Consider the following 17402-nt stretch of genomic DNA (forward strand, 5'->3'; position numbering starts at 1 on the left):
CGACGGTATTGTTATTAATTTGTCAGAACACCAGGCCGCTGCCTTTGCGGAACAGTGCGATATCGACATAGCCCGACAGGCGGTTGCCGCGACTCGATGCCGCGACGGACAACCCGCCCAAGTCGATATTGCTGCCCTGTACGAGGATGTCCTGCAGCGCGTGCCCGCCGTGCCGCGCTTGCCGGATCGAGGCCGCCAATGCCTTGGCCGCCGCAAATCCCTCCAGCGTCAGCGACGACACCGCCTCGTCGCGGTACTTCTTCATCATGGTCAGATGCTCGATCTGGAGCGGCGAAGCACCGGCGCCCGGGTTCGGCACCACCTGCGAAAACACGGTCCATTCCACCGCATGCGCGCCGGCCACTTCGCGCAGCGTGGACAGGTTGATCAGCGAAGTGCCGGCGACGAAGGTCTGGCCGTCGTGCTTGCGGTATTCCTTCAGGAAGAGCGCGGTGCCGATGGTGTCGGCGATCACCAGCACGAAGCCCGGCTTGGTCCCGGCAAGGCGGCGCGCTTCCTGCGCAATGCGGACGAGGTCGGTGCCGTCGGGGCCCTGGGAACCGATATGCACGCTGCCGGACAGCTTCACGTGCCTTTCCTGCATTTCCGCCACCAGGCTGCGGTAGGCTTCCTGGTTCGATGGCGAGTCCTGCAGCACAATGCCGGCATCGGTGATGCCGAGCTTGCTGAAATGGTCCAGGATGTGGCGGATTTCCTGCTTGTAGCTCGGGCGCCAGAACAGCACGCGCTCGTCGGCGCGGTAGTCGGCCGCCGCCAGCGGCGCAAACAGGATTTGCCCGCTGCGCTTGAAGGCCGGCGCGTCCAGCACAGCCTGGGTAGCCCGGTCGCCGATGCCGCCCATCAGGTAGTCGACATGATCGCGTTCGATCAGCTCGGATGCGGCCTTGGCCGACAGTTCCGGCTGGCCGCGGTCGTCGCGCGCGATGAAGGTGATGCGCCGGCCGTTGATGCCGCCGCCGGCATTGATCATGTCGAAACAGGTCTTGATACCGGCGACATAATCGCGTCCCAGGCTGCCGTCCGGCCCGGACAGGTCGACCGCCTGTCCGATCACGATGGCGTTGTTGCCGGCGTCGGCAGCCAGCGGCAGGAATGGCAGCGCGGCGAAGCATGCGGTGGCGAGAAGGCGGGCGAATCGGTTCAGCATTGCGTGTGTCGGTGTCAGAATGAACAAGCCGCGATTCTGGCGGGCGTTTGTGACGGGATGATGAAACGGCATCTTCCGTCCTCAGGCCCGCTTGCGCGGCGCGCCGGCATCGCCGCCGTACGCTGCATCGGACTCGAATGCGATTCGTTGCGGCCTTTTGCGCGGCAGCCGGGCGACGGTGGCGCGCACTGGCTGATGCGCTTCGGCGGCCTGATCCGGCTGCGCATCGAGCTTGAATACGGCCACCGCCTGCGACAGCCGGAGCGCCTGCTGCCGCAGCGATTCGGCCGCGCCGGCGGCGTGTTCCACCAGTTGCGCATTGCGCTGCGTGACTTCGTCCATCTCGCCGATGGCGCGGTTGACCTGCTCGATGCCGCCCGCCTGTTCCTGCCCGGCGCATGCAATGTCGTTCATGAGGCCGGTCAAGTCGCGCACCGCGCCGAGGATGTCGCCCATGGTGTCGCCGGCGGCGTTGACCAGTTCGTTGCCGTGGTCGATTTGCGCGACCGAATGTTCGATCAGGTTCTTGATTTCCCTGGCGGCGCTGCCGGAACGCTGGGCCAGCGCGCGCACTTCGGCGGCCACCACGGCGAAGCCGCGGCCCTGTTCGCCGGCGCGCGCCGCTTCCACCGCCGCGTTCAACGCGAGGAGATTGGTCTGGAACGCGATGCCGTCGATCACGCCGATGATGTCGATGATCCGGCAGGAGCTGGTCTTGATGGCGCCCATGGTGGCGATCACCTGTTCCACGGCGTCGCCGCCGCGGGCGGCAACGTCATGGGCATCCGCTGCCAGTCGATTCGCTTCGCCCGCGTTGCGGCTGTTCTGCCTGACGGTAGCGGTCAGCTCTTCCATCGTACTTGCGGTCTGTTCCAGCGCGCTGGCCTGGGACTCGGTGCGTGCCGACAGGTCGGCGTTGTCGGCGGAGATTTCATGCGCGGCCTGTTCGATGGTCCCGCTCGCAGTCCGCACCTGGGCGACCAGCGTCGCCAGGCGGGCGTTCATGTCGCCGAAGGCGTTGACCAGCAGGCCGATTTCATCGGTCGCATCGGACGAGACGCGATGCGCCAAGTCGCCGCCGGCGGCGCGCTCGACCGCCGCTTCCAGGGTCGCGACACCGCGCGAGAACGATGCATAGAAGCCCGCCAGCAGGTAGAGGGCGATGGCCAGCGTGGCGGCGACCGCCAGCACGATCATGTTGCGGCGCGCAGTGTACAGTTCGATGCGCTGCTCCAGCAGCGTGTCGAGCGCGTCCGCGGAAGCGCCGGCGGCGGCATACAGGCCGTCGATGCATGCGCTGCCGGCGTCGAAGAACTGGCTGCCGGAGGTCTGGTTGTAGGTGTTGAGCACCTCGCCGCGCGCCCGTTCGAGAAAGGCGAGCGAGGCGGGAACGACGGCCAGCTGGCGCTCCAGCGTCCGGCGCAGCTCCGGGTTTTCCCGGAATATCGCATCGAATTGCTGCGGGATGCGCGCCAGGTCGCGGCCGGCGAGCATGACGTTCGAGCTGAGCAGCAAATCCTCGTTCGGCTCGAGCAGGCCGGTATCGATGTAGGCTGCGCCGCGCCCGGCGATCTGCGACAGGCTCTCGGTGATAGCCGGGAATTCGTGCACCAGTGCCGCGATTAAATAATAACTGTCGATCTGCGGGTCGAGCGTCAGCCCGGACTTGTCGGCCGCCATCGCATTGAGCTTGCTCATCCGTTCCAGCAGGCGGGTGTGGCCGGCGTAGCTTTCCTTGGCGGTGGCGGTGCGCAGCTTGCCTTGCAGCGCGCTCCACTCCTGGCTGACTTCACGCCATGCGGCTTCGACGCTGAGCGTCGCCGCATCGGCCTGCAGGGCGTCCAGCGCGGCCACCTGGCGAGTCAGGTCGGCTTGCGCTGCCGCAGCCTGTCCTGCGGCGGCAGCGTTGCCGGACAGCTGCATGTGGCGTAATGCGCGGTGGCGTTGCGCGAGGCGCATCGCATTTTCCAGCTGCCGCACATAGTGGGCGCCGAGCCGCTCCTGGCGCGCGGTGTCGATGGACTTGTTCAGCTCGGCAAACAGCAGCGATGCCAGCAGGGCCAGCGGCACGGCGAACACGGCCGTGATCAGGGTGAATTTGGGCAGCAGGCGCAGGCGCTGCATCAGGAAGACGACGGGGGCAAGCAGGATCTTCATGGTCATCCTTGTTGTTCGATGAAGTTGATTTTTGGCAATTCTGCTGGGCGATTGTTACGGCTTGATGAATCGGGGAGGAATGCTTGCCGATGTGCCGTGAGTGGGATCGTCGGCCTGACATTGAACGGTCATTGGCGCGAAGTGCAGCGCCGGCGCTACAAGATCTTCATCGAGACGAGGGGACTGTCGGCGCTGGCCTACAAAGACGGGATCGACGCCGAGGCGTTCGATGCGTGATGCGAATGCATGGTGTAATTACCCGATCGTGCGCGACGCGCACACGCTGAAGGTGGTCCACCGAGAACCGGGCTAGTTGTCAGGAATGAACTATTTGGTGCGGCCCATGCTCGAATCAGGCATTGACCACCTGCGCGTAAAGCCCATCGATGCGGCCATCAGACCGGGAAGCGGAACAACTCGTCCAATTGACCAAGACCAGGCGTCTGGCAACCGGCCTGCTGGTGCTGATGGCTGTGCTATTCGTCGTGGCAAGATTACTGCAGCCAGCCCATCCGTCTCTATCCTTTGTCGCGGCGTTTGCCGAGGCGGCGATGGTTGGCGCGCTGGCCGACTGGTTTGCGGTGACTGCGCTGTTCCGGGCGCCGCTGGGTTTGCCCATTCCGCATACCGCGATCATTCCCAAGAACAAGGAGCGCATCGGCGAAAGCCTTGCGTACTTCCTGAAGCATAATTTCATTACGCAGGAAGTGATCCGCGAAGAACTGCGGCCGATCGATTTTTCCGGCACGGCGGCCAACTGGCTGGCGCGGCCGGAGAACAGCCGCTTCGTGGCGAAGCAGATCATCGGCAGCATCCCCGCGATCCTGCGCATGATCGAGGACGAGGATGTCGCGCAATTCATGCAGCGCCGCATGCGCGCCGCCATGGGCAGCGTGCAGTTCGCGCCGCTGGCGGCGGAAATCCTGGCCGTGCTGGTGGCCGGCCAGCATCACCAGGTCGTGTTCGACCATTTGGTGGATCTGATGGCGCAGCTGGTCGACAACAACAGTTCCTATATCCGCTGGAAGATCAACGAGAACAGTCCGCGCTGGCTGCCCAAGGCAGTCGACGACCGGTTTTTCGTGCGCCTGCTCGACGCCATGCAGAGCACCTTGGGCGAGATGCGCGAAGACGACAGCGAGTGGCGCAACCGCTTCCAGATCGCGATCGAGGAACTGATCGAAAAGCTGCGCACCTCGCCCGAGTACGAAGAAAAGATCGAAGCCGTGATCATGAACGTGCTCGAACATCCAGTGTTTCGCAACTACATCAACCACATCTGGCACGAGATCAAGCTGCGCCTCTTGACCGAAGTTGAGTCGGACGATTCCGTCATCATGGCCAAGCTGACCCAGGGATTGCATACGTTCAGCGTTGCACTGCTGAATGACAAGACGGTGCAAAAGAAGCTGAATCAATGGATACGCATCGTCGCCACCGACACGTTGGTCGAGCGGCGCGAAGTGATCGCCGACCTCGTTACCCGCGTGATCCGCAAGTGGGATGCGGAAACGGTATCGCGCAAGTTTGAGCTGCATGTGGGCAAGGATCTGCAATACATCCGCATCAACGGCACCCTGGTAGGCGGCCTGGTCGGCCTCGTTCTGCATACCGTATCGCTGGTGCTGTGAGCATTGCCCCGCTGCGCTTTGGGTCAACAAGGTCAATGCTCCGTTCGGCAATCATCAATGAGTTTAGAATCCGTCATTCACACCAAACTGATCGGGTGGCCGGCATGACAATCGAACTCAGTAAAGAAGCGCGCGCGGATGCGATTGCTTCTATTCAAAAATATTTTCAAAAAAACATGGAGGGACCTATCGGTAACATTGCAGCCGGCGGACTCCTCGGCTTCTTTCTTGAGGAAATCGGTCCCACCATCTACAACCAGGGCGTGGCTGACGCCCAGGAGCGGCTCCAGACGCGCGTTTCCGAACTCGATATTGAAGTGCACGAAGAAGAGTTCCAATACTGGCGAAAGCATGAGCGGCAGGCTAAGCCGCGCAAGTAGATTCCGTGCCCGGATTGCGGAACCGGTCACAATCCCGCAGCATAGATAATGGCAAGCATAGGCGCCAAGCCCGTGGAAGCGGATAGTCATCGATACGAATGGAGGTCATCATGGAGATGAAAAAGATCAATGCCGGGAAGCTGCGTGCTATTGGCTATGACCCGCGAGAACGCCTCCTGCGGGTCGAATTCGACGATGGGAGTGCGATCGATTATTCAGGTGTCGGGGCTGAGGTGTGGCGCAGACTGTCGACCTCCGGTTCGGCCTGGAGCTACTACCGCGACAACATAGAGGAAGAATTTACAGGTCGTCGCGGTTCCGTCCGGCCTCAGGGAAAATCCCAGACCTCCCAGGCGCTGCATGACCTTTTCAAAGCCGATGATGATGCGGGTGCTTAGGCGGTGTGTACCGGCATTGACCCGGCACCAGAGTTAGTTCATGACATCCTAGGCAATCCGCGCTTCGAAGCGGTCAAGCTCCTATGAATGGTCGTGCCTTCTTCCAGCAGCGAACTTGATTACGCCGGGGCGAGTTCGCCATACCAGTAGGCGGCCGTGACGCCGCCATCCATCAGAAAGTCGCTTCCGGTGATAAACGCGCCATCCGGGCCCATCAGCAGGGCGGCAACGTTTGCAACCTCGTCGGGCGTCCCGGCGCGCCCGGCGGCGCACTTCTCGATCATGCGCCGGTATCCCGCACCGCGCGGACCAGCCAGTTCGTCCTTGGCGAGAGGAGTAATAATGATGCCGGGGCTGATCGTGTTGATCCGGGCACCTCTCTTGCCCCAGCGGACTGCCTCGGCCATGACGCGCAACGCGTTTCCGCGTTTGGACATCTGGTAGGCATGCAGCGGGTCGCTGACCTGATCCGGTTGCAGCATCGGCAGTGCGAGCAGCTCGTCGGCCGGCGTCAGCGTCAGGGCCTTGTTCTGCTCCGGGGACAGCGCGGGAAGGCGATGTCCGGACTGCGATGCGATCACAAGGCCGGCGCCGCCGCGCGCAATGACGTTGCCGAATTCCTCGAGCACGAGCGCCGTGCCATACAGGTCGACCTGCAGGACGGTGGCGGGCGACGCCTGCGTCGGGGAGACGCCCGCCGCGTGGATCACGCCAGTGACGGGGCCAAGGGCGGTGGCCGTGTCGACCAGCGCATGGACCGATGCGCGCGAGGCGACGTCAACCTTCGCCGTGCTCGCCTCGAACCCGGCTTCCCCGAGGGTCTTCGCGGCGGCATTCGCATTTTCCTCGCGCAGGTCGGCCAGCACAACATGCTTGCCGGCGCTCACCCGGCGCGCGATGGCCTGGCCGATCGATCCGGCCCCGATCACGACGATAACGTCCTTCATTGCGGTTTCCTTTCATCGGCCTGCAGCCCTGCCAGATATTGTTCGTCGCTGACCTTTTCCATCCAGTCGACAGCCTTGCCGTCGAGTTGCTCCACGATGGCGATATGCGTCATGGCCGTATCCTTCGTGGCGCCGTGCCAATGCTTGTGCCCCGGCGGGCACCAGATCACGTCGCCCGGCCGGATCACTTCGACCGGCCCGCCCCAGCACTGAGTCCAGCCGCAGCCGGCGGTGACGATCAGGACTTGGCCCAGCGGATGCGTATGCCACGCGGTCCTGGCGCCCGGCTCGAAGGTGACGCTGACGCCAAGCGCGCGCGCCGGTTCGGGCGGATTGAAGAGTGGGGCGATGCGCACGTCGCCGGTGAAATAGTCGGCAGAGCCCTTGCTCGACGGCTGGGTGCCGCTGCGTTTGATTTCCATCTCGAATTCCTTTCTAGTACGCCTGCAAGGTCGGCCGGAACAGGATCTCGTTGATATCCACGTCGTCAGGCTGGCTGACTGCAAATGCGACGGCGCGAGCGAATGAATCGGCCGGAATCGCGATTTCGGTATAAAGCTTGTTGATCCGCTCGGCGACAGCCGATCGGTCACCGTATTGGGCAGCTCGGTGGCGACCGCGCCGGGCGAGATGACGGTCGTACGAATGTTGTAGGGCTTTACCTCCTGGCGCAGCCCCTCCGAAAGAGCAAGCACGGCGTGCTTGGTCGCCGAGTAGACTGCAGCGCCCGGGCCAACCTTGTGGCCCGCCACGGACGAGACATTGATGATATGCCCCGCCTGTTGCTGCTTCATGTATGGCAGCGCCGCGGCGATACCGTACAGTACGCCCTTGATGTTTACGTCGATCATCCGATCCCACTCGTCGATCTTGAGATTCTCCAGCAGCGACTGCGGCATCAGACCGGCATTGTTGATCATGACGTCGATGCGCCCGTAGGTCTGCACGGCGGTATCGACCAGGCGCTTGACCTGATCGCGTTGCGCGACATCGGTCTCGACGGCGATCGCCTTGCCGCCTGCCGTGCCGAGTTTGTCGGCCAGAGCATCGATGCGCTCCTTGCGCCGTGCGCCGAGCACGACGATTGCGCCTTGGGCGGACAGGTGCTGCGCAGTCGCCGCGCCCAGTCCGCTGCTGGCGCCGGTAATGACGACGACTTTGCCTTCAATATTGTTCTTCATGGATAGATTCCTTCCAATGTGGTTAACGATTGGCGAGCTTTTGCCACTCCGCCGAATACCGGTCGCCGTGTATCGTGATGCGCGCAAGCGCCTCGCCGATGTCGCGCAGGTCGTCGGCTGTCAGTTCGACAGCAGCCGCGCCGATGTTTTCTTCGAGGCGATGCAACTTGGTGGTGCCGGGAATCGGTACGATCCACGGCTTTTGCGCCAGCAGCCAGGCAAGCGCGATCTGTGCCGGCGTGGCTTGCTTGCGGGACGCAGTGCTGGCAAGCACTTCGACCAGCGCATGGTTGGCCTTGCGCGCTTCCGGCGAAAAGCGCGGCACCGTGTTGCGGAAATCGGTGCTGTCGAAGGTCGTGTTTTCGTCGATCGCGCCGGGCAGGAAGCCCTTGCCGAGCGGACTGAACGGCACGAAGCCGATGCCGAGTTCGTCGAGCGTGGGCAGGAGCTCCTTCTCGGGCTCGCGCCACCACAACGAGTACTCGCTCTGCAGCGCCGTGAGCGGCTGCACCGAGTGGGCACGGCGGATCGTCTGCACGCCGGCTTCCGACAAGCCAAAGTGCTTGACCTTGCCCTCCTTGATCAATTCCTTGACGGTGGCGGCAACGTCCTCGATCGGCACATCGGGATCGACGCGATGCTGGTAGAACAGGTCGATGCGATCGGTTTTCAAGCGCTTGAGTGCGGCATTCGCGACATCCCGGATGCGTTGCGGACGGCTGTCCAGCCCGGCGGCGACGTCGCCGTTTCGAAAGCCGAACTTGGTGGCGATGACGACCTGGTTGCGGAACGGCGCGAGGGCTTCGCCGACGATTTCCTCATTGAGGAACGAGCCGTAGGCTTCGGCGGTGTCGAAAAAGGTCACGCCGCGCTCGAAAGCCATCTGGATCAGCCTGATCGCCTCCTGCCTGTCGGTGGCCGGGCCGTAGCCGTAGCTCAGTCCCATGCAGCCGAGCCCGATGGCTGACACCTCGGGCCCGCTGCTTCCGAGCTTGCGCTTTTGCATGATCGATCTCCTGGCGATGAAAGGAAAAATTTTGACGGCTGCCTGGCTCGGGCAGTTCGGCACTTGCTCAAAAGGTACTGTACGCGCCGCCGGCTATATTGATTAGGCGGTACAATCCGCAAACGCTTATAAGGTGAACTTATCAATGGCGCGGGAGAACTTCAACGACTTGCAAGCCTTCATGGTCGTGGCGCGCGAAGGCAGCTTTACGCGGGCGGCAGCCCGGCTCGGCGTGTCGCAGTCGGCGCTGAGCCAGACGATCCGCGCGCTGGAGATGCGGTTCGGCATTCGGCTCCTGACGCGGACTACACGCAGCGTGTCGCCCACGGAAGCGGGGGAGCGGCTGTTGATGACGGTTGGACCGCGCTTCGACGAGATCGAAGCCGAACTGGCGGCGCTGACGGAATTGCGCGACAAGCCGGCCGGCAGCATCCGCATCACGGCGGCCGAACATGCGGCCACTACGGTACTGTGGCCCCGGCTCGAGAAGTTCTTGCCGGATTATCCCGACATCAAAGTCGAGATCGCGATCAATTACTCGCTGATCGATATTGTCGCGGAACGCTTCGATGCCGGCGTGCGCCTTGGCGACCAGGTGGCGAAGGACATGATCGCGGTGCGCATCGCGCCCGACTTGCGCATGGCTATCGTTGCGTCGCCGACGTATTTCGCGAAGCGACCGCCGCCAAAGATGCCGCACGAACTGGCTGCGCATAACTGCATCAATCTGCGCTTGCCGACTCATGGCGGCCTCTATGCGTGGGAGTTCGCCAAGGGGCGTCAGGAATTAAATGTGCGTGTCGAGGGACAGCTGACCTTCAACAGCAGTCCGCCGATACTCCGTGCGGCGCTCGGCGGTTTTGGTATTGCATGCGTGCCGGAAGACATGGCGCAGGAGCATGTTGCCGCCGGACGGCTGATGCAGGTATTGAAGGAATGGTGCCCGGCTTTTCCCGGGTACCATCTGTATTATCCGAGCCGACGCCAGGCATCGCCGGCATTTGCGCTGCTCGTCGATGCATTGAAATACCGGGCATGACGCTGTAGAACGACAGTCCACTCCTTCTTTGAACCCATTCCAGGCATTGAAAGCTCCCCTGCGGCTTATTGTTGGGTATCCCTGCGTGGATTGTGGTTATAAAGCCACGATGCCTTGCCATCCTGCCCGCCAAAAGCTGGCGTTCATGACATCGTCCATGCCAATGCTGTTATTGGCCGGTTAAAATTGATCCAAAGCAAGTTTTCCGTAAGGCAACAAGCGTAAGCTGTTACAAGTCCACATGATGGGCCGGTTGCAGCCTTCGTTCCTGTTGCGGCGGGATTGATTTCCATTTGAACTATCGGTCATTTTCCAGAAGATTGAGATATGAAGCTGTCTTTTCGCACCAAGCTTTTTGCCCCCCTTGTTGTTTGCTGGATTGCCCTGTGGGCAATCACGGGAGCGGATATCTATCACAACAAGGTGCGCCGCCTGGAAGAGCGGCAGTTGTCGTTGAAGTACGCGACCGAAATCGGCTTGTCGATCGCCAAGGATTATGAGGCGCTGGCGACTGCCGGCACGTTGACGGTGGAGGAGGCGAAAAAGCAGGCGCTGGCACGGATCAAAGCGGTGCGTTTCGGCAAGGACGGCTACCTGACCATCGTCTCTTCCGAACCCAAGATGATCATGCATCCGATGAAGCCGGAAATGGATGGTTCGAATCTGGCGGAATACAAGGACCCGCAAGGGAATTACTTGTTCAGGGACATGGCCGCCATCGCCAAGAGCACGGGAGAAGGGTGGGTCGAGTATGTCTGGGCGAAACCGGGGTATCCCGATCAAACCAAGGTATTTCCCAAAGGCTCCTACGTCTTGACTTTCAAGCCCTGGGATTGGTCGTTCGTGACCGGCGTCTACCTCGACGATTTGGCCGACGCCACGATCCGGGACTTCTGGCAAGCGTTTATTGCGCTGACCGTAGTCGGCATTTTCTTGAACGGCGCAGTCCTGCTCGTGATCCGAAGCCTCAACAAGGCGGTTGGCGGCGACCCGCAGGATGCCGCCGAGGTGGCGAGCAGGATTGCCGCCGGCGACCTGTCGGAGCCGGTCAAGGTCAAGGCGGGGGACCGGACCAGCCTGATGTTTGCCATGAAGACTATGCAGGAAAGCCTGCTGGGCATCGTGAGCAAGGTGCGCATGGGAACCGATTCCATTACCTCCGCCACCAACGAAATGGCTGCCGGCAATCTTGACCTGTCTTCCCGCACCGAGCAGCAAGCGGCTTCGCTCGAAGAAACCGCCTCTTCCATGGACGAGCTGACCTCGACCGTGAAGCAAAACGCGGACAATGCGCGCCAGGCCAACCAGATGGCCGTGGTGGCGTCGGAAGTCGCCGGCAAGGGCGGCGCCGTGGTGGCGGAAGTGGTCAATACCATGGCCGCCATCAACGAATCGTCGCGCAAGATCGTCGACATCATCGGCGTGATCGACGGCATCGCCTTCCAGACCAACATCCTCGCACTCAACGCCGCAGTGGAAGCGGCGCGCGCCGGCGAACAGGGCCGCGGCTTCGCGGTCGTGGCTGCCGAAGTGCGTACGCTGGCGCAGCGCTCAGCGTCAGCTGCCAAGGAAATCAAGGCACTGATCGGCGACTCCGTGGACAAGGTGCACGCCGGCACCGGCCTGGTTGATCAGGCCGGCGCGACGATGCAGGAAGTCGTCACCAGTGTCACGCGGGTAGCCGACCTGATCGGCGAGATCGCCGCAGCCAGCCATGAGCAGAATAACGGTATCGAACACGTCAACCAGGCGATCGCCCAGATGGATCAGGTGACGCAGCAGAACGCCGCCCTGGTGGAAGAGGCGGCCGCCGCAGCGGATGCCATGCACAAGCAGGCCGAGGAACTGGCCCAGGCGGTGCAGGTGTTCAAGCTGACGGCCCATGATGCCGCATCCGTGGCGTCGACTGCCGTACAGTCTGCAATGCCGGCACGTGCCGAGCCGGCATTGAAGGCGCTCGCCCCGAAGCGCCCCGCAAAGAGCGCCGCGCCGGTTCGCCAGACTCGCGCGCTGCCGCCGGCAGCGGCGGCGGACGATTGGGAAGAGTTCTGATTCAGCACCGGGCGCGATGGACTGCCATCGCGCCCGGGACCTCGTTCCTTGCTCTGAGCGCGCCTACTGCGTCTGGAATGTCGAAGACGCATCCTGCCCCGTGCGCGCCTTCCATTGCGTGGTGTTGAGCAGCTCGCCATTGAAGTTGGCGAAGGTCTGAGACGTGCTGGTATAGGCGTTGTCGGCATAGGTGGCGAACTGCGCTACCGAATCAACACCCAGCGTACTGCTGATGCGATAAGTCTCTTCACCGTTCTTTGACGTGAATGCATTGTTTTTCACGACATTGTTGCGCACGCTGGGCGCGCTCCCATCCTCGTCCATCTGGATGTGGGCTTGGTGGCTGGCCGAGAACCGGTTGCCGCTGATCGTGTTACCATTGCCGTTATGGAGCTGCATGCCGTTGGCGCTGGCAGTGATCGTGTTGTTGGACACGGTGACGCCGCTGGCGGCATCCAGATCGATCGCCCATGCCAGTTTCTGGCTGCCGCCGACATGGGCAATCGTATTGCCGTCGACCACGGTATTGAGCGCCTGGCCGTCGTCCGAGTAAAAGTACATGCCGCCGCAGTCGGTCAGGACCAGGCAGGCGCCGTCCACCGTGTTCTGCGTAACGCTGGCGTTACGGAACGCCCGGATGCCGATATAGCCGGAGTTGGTGACCGTGTTGTTGCTGACCGTCGAGCCGACGCCCACGGTGAGGTTGACGGCTGCATGGGCGTTGGTCGGCATGCCGGTCACGCCGGACGCATCGATCGTCGAATTGCGCACCGTCTCTCCGCCGCCGCCCCACTTGACGGCAATCGCGTCATGCCGCGAGTTTCTGATGCTGGCGCCGTCGACATACAGCCCCGAGCCGCCGGAATTGAGAATGCCGTTTTCGGAGGAGTTGGCGATATCGGTGGCCGTCACGCGCAGGTTCTTGGCGTCGAGCGCATTGATGCCGTTGGCGGCGGCATAAATGCGCACGCCGTCGACCGTGATGCCCTGCGCGTTGCGTGCGTCGATGCCATCCCGGTCGGGCGACGCCACGACCCGTCCTTCCGGAGACTTGCCATCCGCCGTCCAGACGTACAGCCGGCCGCCGGACACGGCCCACTCGCCGGGCTCGTCGAGCATCCACAGCTTGCCTTCCACATAAAAGTCCGGCTGTCCGGACAGGTCGTAGCCGTCAAACGAGACCTTGCCCGTAGCGGCCAGGCTCATCGTACCTCCCGAATAGCCGGTGATGGTGCGCGCCTCGACCGCCCAGTCGTTGGGACGGAACAGCAGGGTCGCGCCGGCCAGGTCGCCGTTCGGCATCGGATAGGTGAGCGCGCTGCTGCTGGTGCTGCTGGCCCTGGCCCAGGTTTGCGCACGCGACGGCCAGTGCGCCCGCGCCAGCGGCTGCCCATCGACCAGCACCTGTGCGGCGTCGAAGGCGATGGGCGCCGAATAGATGTTGCCCTGGTACTGGCTCCATCCGCTGACAGCTTGTCCAGGCATGATGGCGGCCTTGCCGCAGCTGCCTTCAGTCTTGACGGTCACGTTCGACTTGCCGGCCAGATCCAGCGTACCGGAATAGGTCCGGCCGCACTGCAGTTGCACCACGCTGCCATTGGCGATATTGGCGGGCAGCGGCAGCGCCGGCTGCGTCAGGTCAGGCGCCGCGATGGCCGCGGTCGATGCTTGCACTGCGGCGGGGGCCGTGCTGTCGGCCGCCACCGACGCGCTCGTCGCTGAGGCGGAGGATGCCGCAGGGGAGCCGGAAGATCCGCCGCAGCCTGCCATGCCGATGACAAACGACGTGCACAAGACGAGGGGAACGGCCGGGCGGAGGAAAGGGGAAGAGCTGATCATGAGTCTGGAGGCTGCTTCCCGAAACACGGAAGCAGTCAGGCAATTGAAGAAGGCTCCATTTCACCATCGTCACTTGACATGCGGCAATGCCGAGTTGGCAAGCCCCGGCGTTAAAGGGCTTGCCTTGGCGTAACAAATGTGACGTTAAGTAACAGGTTACGCCGACAAAACAGGCACAATGCATGACAGCCATGCAACACGGCCGTCGGCGCGGGGCGGAAGGGGATGGGCGCGGCTACCTTAACGAAAAATCCACCTTGCTCAGTGGGGCCGGGTTCCCGCCCGTCTTCGCTTCCTGCTGCCCGGACTTGGAAGCGAGGATGAAGATACGCTCGCCGGGGATCTTGCCGAACTTGAGCAGCCAGTCCTTGACGGCCTGCGCGCGCCGGTTCGCAAGGAAATTCAAGTCATCCTCGTCGATCGGGGTGTTCTCCTTGATCAGGTTTTCCATTTCCGCCGCCGGCAAGGCTTTTTGCAGGCCGATCACATTGCGCGGCTTCGGAAACTTTTCATCCTTGTAGACGCGGGCGAGCAGGCCAGGGTATTCGTCGGGCGTGACGGTGATGCTGGACAGTTCAGCAAACTGTCCTTTTGCCTGCAGGTCCTTTTGCTTGATGGCGCGCATCTTGCGGTCGATGGCGGCGCGTTTCAATCCTTCGTGGTCCGCGACCTGGTCGGCCCAGCCGGTGATTTCCAGCTTCAGCGCAGGGCGGGCGGCAAGCGCCTTGGCCAGCGTATTGAGCGCGGGTTCGGCCGATGGCCGGATCACGGCGCGCCCTGGCTCGAACGGCAGGGACGACAGTTCGGTGCCGCCGCCAAACATCGAGCCGAGCAAGGCAAATGGCTTGCTGACTGCCTTGAGGACGGCATTGCCGATCACCTTGAGGACGATGCCGCCGACCGAGAAATGGGGATCGTCGAGCGATCCGTCGACTGGCACGTTGACGTCGATGACACCGTTGCTGTCCTGCAGTAGTGCGATCGCCAGCTTGACCGGCAGCTTGGTCGCGGCGGAACTGGCGCTGCGCTCGCTCAGGGTGAGCTGGTCGAGGATGAGGCGGTTGGCCGCGTTGAGCTGGCGGTTTTCGACATGGTAGGCGACCTCGAAGGACAGCTTGCCCTTCTCGATGCCATACCCAATGTAGCGGTCGGCGTAGGGCGACAGGTCGGCCAGCTCCATGCCGCGCACATTGGCCTGCAAGTCCAGCAGCAGGTCCTTGCGCAGCGGGTGGATGCGTCCGACGATCGACAGCGGCGCGCGGTTGACTTCGCCGTGCAGGTCCACCCCCGCGCTGGCCGACGGATCGGAGGACAGGCCGGCCACCACGCCGCCGAGATTGGTGAGGCTGGCCGAGTAATTGGGCTTGATGAAGTTGTCGGAGAAGCGTACCCGGCCGCCCTCGAAAGTGAGCTTGCGAATACTGATCGGGGGCATGTCATGTTTTGATTCGCCCTTTGAGTCGGTGGTGGTACCGGCCTGCTTGGCGGCGGCGCGCGCGGTGCCTGCCTCGGTCAAGCTCCTGCGCTCGTTTGCGTCGCCGCGCGCGATGTCCTGCAGGTTGATGCGCCCGGACGGATCGATGATGATGCGGGCGAAGAAATCTGCCAGCGCGAGGTTGTCCACGGCCAGCGCGAACGGCGCAAGCCGCACGTCCATGCCGTTGGCGGACAGCGATTTCCAGCGCAGGAAATCGTTGCCGCTGATTTCGTCCACGGTCGCCAGGTTGGTCAGGCTGGCGTCGCCCTTGAAGCCGCCTTTCAAGCTGCCGTCCTGCGCCGTATCGAGCTGCAGCTTGCCTTTCGAGGACAGGCTGGCGCGGGTGACGCGCAGATTGATCCTGTCCTCGACCAGCGGTTGCAGCGGAAGGATATCGACGCCGCTCAGGTCGAGCATCAGGTCGGTGTGGAACGGCGCAAGGCCGAGGCTGCCGTCGGCCGCCAGACGGCCGCTCTTGTTGACTGTCGCCTTGAGCGCCACGCGCGCCGGCGAGGTGCCGGCGGTCGAGGCGTCTTGCACGGAGATACTCAGCGGCGCGATCGTCGTCACGATCGGCTGCGGCGCGTTCTGGTCTTCCAGCCGCGCCGACCAGTTGTCGATGCGCAGCCGGCCGACGCTTACCGCATAGGCCGGGCCGCTATCCTTGGCGGCGGGCACCTGCGGTTTGTTCGTGGCAGGTGCGGTTGCGCCGGACGCCGCTGCGCCGGGCTTGCCCTGGTGCAGGAACAGCGCGGCATTGTTCGACACGGCGTCGCCAATGCTGACCGTCTTCTTGCCGGTGTCGACGGCAAGCTTTTGCAGCTTCAGCGCGAATTTCTCGACACCGGCACGCATCGGGCGCGCGCCGGCATCGTCCGCATAGCGCACGGCGCCGTTGCGGATTTCCAGTTCGTCGAGCGCGATGCGCAGCGGTGCCGATGGCGAAGCTGGCTTGGCGGCCGGCTTGGACGCCGGCGCCGGCAGCAGGCGCTGCAGGTTGAGCTGGCCGTCGCGTCCGCGCGTCAGATCCGCTTCCAGGCCGTTCAATGTCACTTTCGTCAAGACGACAGGGCCGCTGAACACATTGGTGCTGCCCAGAGTGACGGCCAGTTCCGGCAGCTTGAGGAGGGGGGCGCCGTTTTTCTCGACGAGCTGCGCCGACTTGAGCGCGGCGCTGCCGGCCAGCAGAAGCACCGGCGCGCCATCCTTCGGCTGCTGGAAGCTCGCGCTCAGGCGGGTGTCGAGCCGGGCGCTGCGCAGCGTCGCACCAAATGCGAACGGCAGGTACTCAACATAGCGGGTCAGGTCCAGATCGTCGAGGTTGAGCTCCACCACGGCATCCCTGGCCTCGGCGAAGGGGCGCGCCTTGCCCTTGAGTTCCAGCGGCGAGCCGTCGACCTGCATGCGCAGCAGCGGCTCGACGAAGATGTTGACCTGCGACGGCAGCGACGAGATGAAGGGGATGCCCAGCGACAGGTCGGTCACGGCATGGGAGGACTTGCCCGGCCGGTCCTGGAAGTCGACGCGGCCGTTGTCGATGCGGATATTGTTGACGGAAAAGCGCGCGGGTTGCTGCGAAGGAGGCTGGCTGGTAGCCAGTTCGATCAGGTCGTCGATGTTGTAGCGGTAAGGGGCGCTGCGCACCAGATGCACATAAGGCTTGTCCAGTCGGACTTGCTGTATCACCGGCGCCAGGCGAAACAAGGATTCGGCCGCCAGGTTGACCTCGAGTATGTCGAACGAGGCGAAAGCGACGTCGCCCTCCGGCTCCATCAGCTTGAAGTCGCGGATGGTCATGTCCAGGGTAAACGGGTTGACCTTGACATCGCCGAAGCTGCCGCGCCGATGGAGCTTTTCCGCAAACAGCGTTTCGGACTGCGACTTGATGACGATCGGCAGCACGACGAAGCCGACGAGGCTGTACAGAAGCAGCAAGGCGACCAGCGCCACGAAAGACCGTCGAACCGCGGTGTTGTGCAGGATGGAATGGAGTCGCTGTGACGGGGCATTGGACATGAGAGATTGAGGTGAGCGACAGGACATGGAAGAGTGAAATTTTACCAGTGGCGCGGGTGGGAATATTTACCGAATGGAAGCTGTTTGGCCCGACCTTCGTTGCGGCGCGTG

At 63.0% G+C, this 17402-nt stretch carries 14 protein-coding genes and 1 pseudogene; 7 read left to right on the forward strand and 8 right to left on the reverse strand.

The window, feature by feature from the left end; genetic code table 11:
* Nucleotides 1-22: 22 nt before the first annotated feature.
* A complete protein-coding gene (locus tag TSA66_RS18865) occupies nt 23-1168 on the reverse strand; it encodes an ABC transporter substrate-binding protein (RefSeq protein ID WP_040042761.1) in 1146 nt (381 codons plus the stop codon).
* A gap of 81 nt (nt 1169-1249) precedes the next feature.
* A complete protein-coding gene (locus tag TSA66_RS28055; RefSeq protein ID WP_269748395.1) occupies nt 1250-3325 on the reverse strand; it encodes a methyl-accepting chemotaxis protein in 2076 nt (691 codons plus the stop codon).
* A 96-nt stretch (nt 3326-3421) separates the two neighbouring features.
* On the opposite strand from TSA66_RS28055, the gene TSA66_RS27100 reads away from it, so the two are divergent.
* The 4 genes from TSA66_RS27100 to TSA66_RS18885 all read left to right on the forward strand — a co-directional run bounded on the left by TSA66_RS27100 (nt 3422) and on the right by TSA66_RS18885 (nt 5734).
* On the forward strand, nt 3422-3562 hold the full coding sequence (locus TSA66_RS27100; protein WP_157691727.1) for a hypothetical protein: 141 nt from the start codon (nt 3422-3424) through the stop codon (nt 3560-3562).
* A 149-nt stretch (nt 3563-3711) separates the two neighbouring features.
* Nucleotides 3712-4956, forward strand: coding sequence for a DUF445 domain-containing protein (locus tag TSA66_RS18875; RefSeq protein ID WP_040041090.1), 1245 nt, complete (start codon nt 3712-3714; stop codon nt 4954-4956).
* A 104-nt stretch (nt 4957-5060) separates the two neighbouring features.
* Complete coding sequence (locus tag TSA66_RS18880; protein ID WP_040042763.1) at nt 5061-5336, forward strand: DUF2164 domain-containing protein; 276 nt, start codon at nt 5061-5063, stop codon at nt 5334-5336.
* Nucleotides 5337-5446: 110 nt separating this feature from the next.
* Entirely contained in the window at nt 5447-5734 is a 288-nt protein-coding gene (locus TSA66_RS18885) for a KTSC domain-containing protein (protein WP_040042764.1), read from the forward strand.
* 119 nt (nt 5735-5853) lie between these two features.
* On the opposite strand, the gene TSA66_RS18890 is transcribed toward TSA66_RS18885, so the two are convergent.
* The 4 genes and pseudogenes from TSA66_RS18890 to TSA66_RS18905 all read right to left on the reverse strand — a co-directional run bounded on the left by TSA66_RS18890 (nt 5854) and on the right by TSA66_RS18905 (nt 8868).
* Entirely contained in the window at nt 5854-6681 is an 828-nt protein-coding gene (locus tag TSA66_RS18890) for an SDR family oxidoreductase (protein ID WP_040041091.1), read from the reverse strand.
* Nucleotides 6678-7103, reverse strand: coding sequence for a (R)-mandelonitrile lyase (locus TSA66_RS18895; protein WP_040041092.1), 426 nt, complete (start codon nt 7101-7103; stop codon nt 6678-6680). Before TSA66_RS18895 ends, TSA66_RS18890 begins: the two co-directional genes overlap by 4 nt.
* 13 nt (nt 7104-7116) lie before the next feature.
* Nucleotides 7117-7862, reverse strand: a pseudogene (locus tag TSA66_RS18900) (SDR family oxidoreductase).
* Between the two features lie 22 nt (nt 7863-7884).
* Nucleotides 7885-8868, reverse strand: coding sequence for an aldo/keto reductase (locus tag TSA66_RS18905; RefSeq protein WP_040041093.1), 984 nt, complete (start codon nt 8866-8868; stop codon nt 7885-7887).
* A 145-nt stretch (nt 8869-9013) separates the two neighbouring features.
* On the opposite strand from TSA66_RS18905, the gene TSA66_RS18910 reads away from it, so the two are divergent.
* Both TSA66_RS18910 and TSA66_RS18915 read left to right on the forward strand, forming a co-directional pair.
* The gene (locus TSA66_RS18910) at nt 9014-9907 is read left to right on the forward strand and encodes a LysR family transcriptional regulator (protein WP_040041094.1); all 894 of its coding nucleotides are present in this window, start codon (nt 9014-9016) and stop codon (nt 9905-9907) included.
* A gap of 327 nt (nt 9908-10234) precedes the next feature.
* Nucleotides 10235-11959 (forward strand): methyl-accepting chemotaxis protein, encoded by a 1725-nt coding sequence (locus TSA66_RS18915; protein ID WP_084199733.1) that lies wholly within the window; start codon nt 10235-10237, stop codon nt 11957-11959.
* 63 nt (nt 11960-12022) lie between these two features.
* Here TSA66_RS18915 and TSA66_RS18920 read toward each other — a convergent pair whose 3' ends face one another.
* Nucleotides 12023-13633: a right-handed parallel beta-helix repeat-containing protein gene (locus TSA66_RS18920; RefSeq protein WP_040041095.1), complete on the reverse strand. Its 1611-nt coding sequence runs from the start codon at nt 13631-13633 to the stop codon at nt 12023-12025.
* Between TSA66_RS18920 and TSA66_RS27105 the strand changes: the two genes are divergently transcribed.
* The gene (locus TSA66_RS27105; protein ID WP_157691728.1) at nt 13611-13931 is read left to right on the forward strand and encodes a hypothetical protein; all 321 of its coding nucleotides are present in this window, start codon (nt 13611-13613) and stop codon (nt 13929-13931) included. The two genes, TSA66_RS18920 and TSA66_RS27105, sit on opposite strands and share 23 nt — an antisense overlap.
* A 102-nt stretch (nt 13932-14033) precedes the next feature.
* Here the strand turns inward: TSA66_RS27105 and TSA66_RS18930 are convergent, their stop codons facing one another.
* Nucleotides 14034-17291, reverse strand: a complete 3258-nt coding sequence (locus TSA66_RS18930; protein WP_040041097.1) for a DUF748 domain-containing protein — start codon at nt 17289-17291, stop codon at nt 14034-14036.
* Nucleotides 17292-17402: the final 111 nt, after the last annotated feature.

This window comes from Noviherbaspirillum autotrophicum, from assembly GCF_000818395.1.
GTDB lineage: Bacteria > Pseudomonadota > Gammaproteobacteria > Burkholderiales > Burkholderiaceae_D > Noviherbaspirillum > Noviherbaspirillum autotrophicum.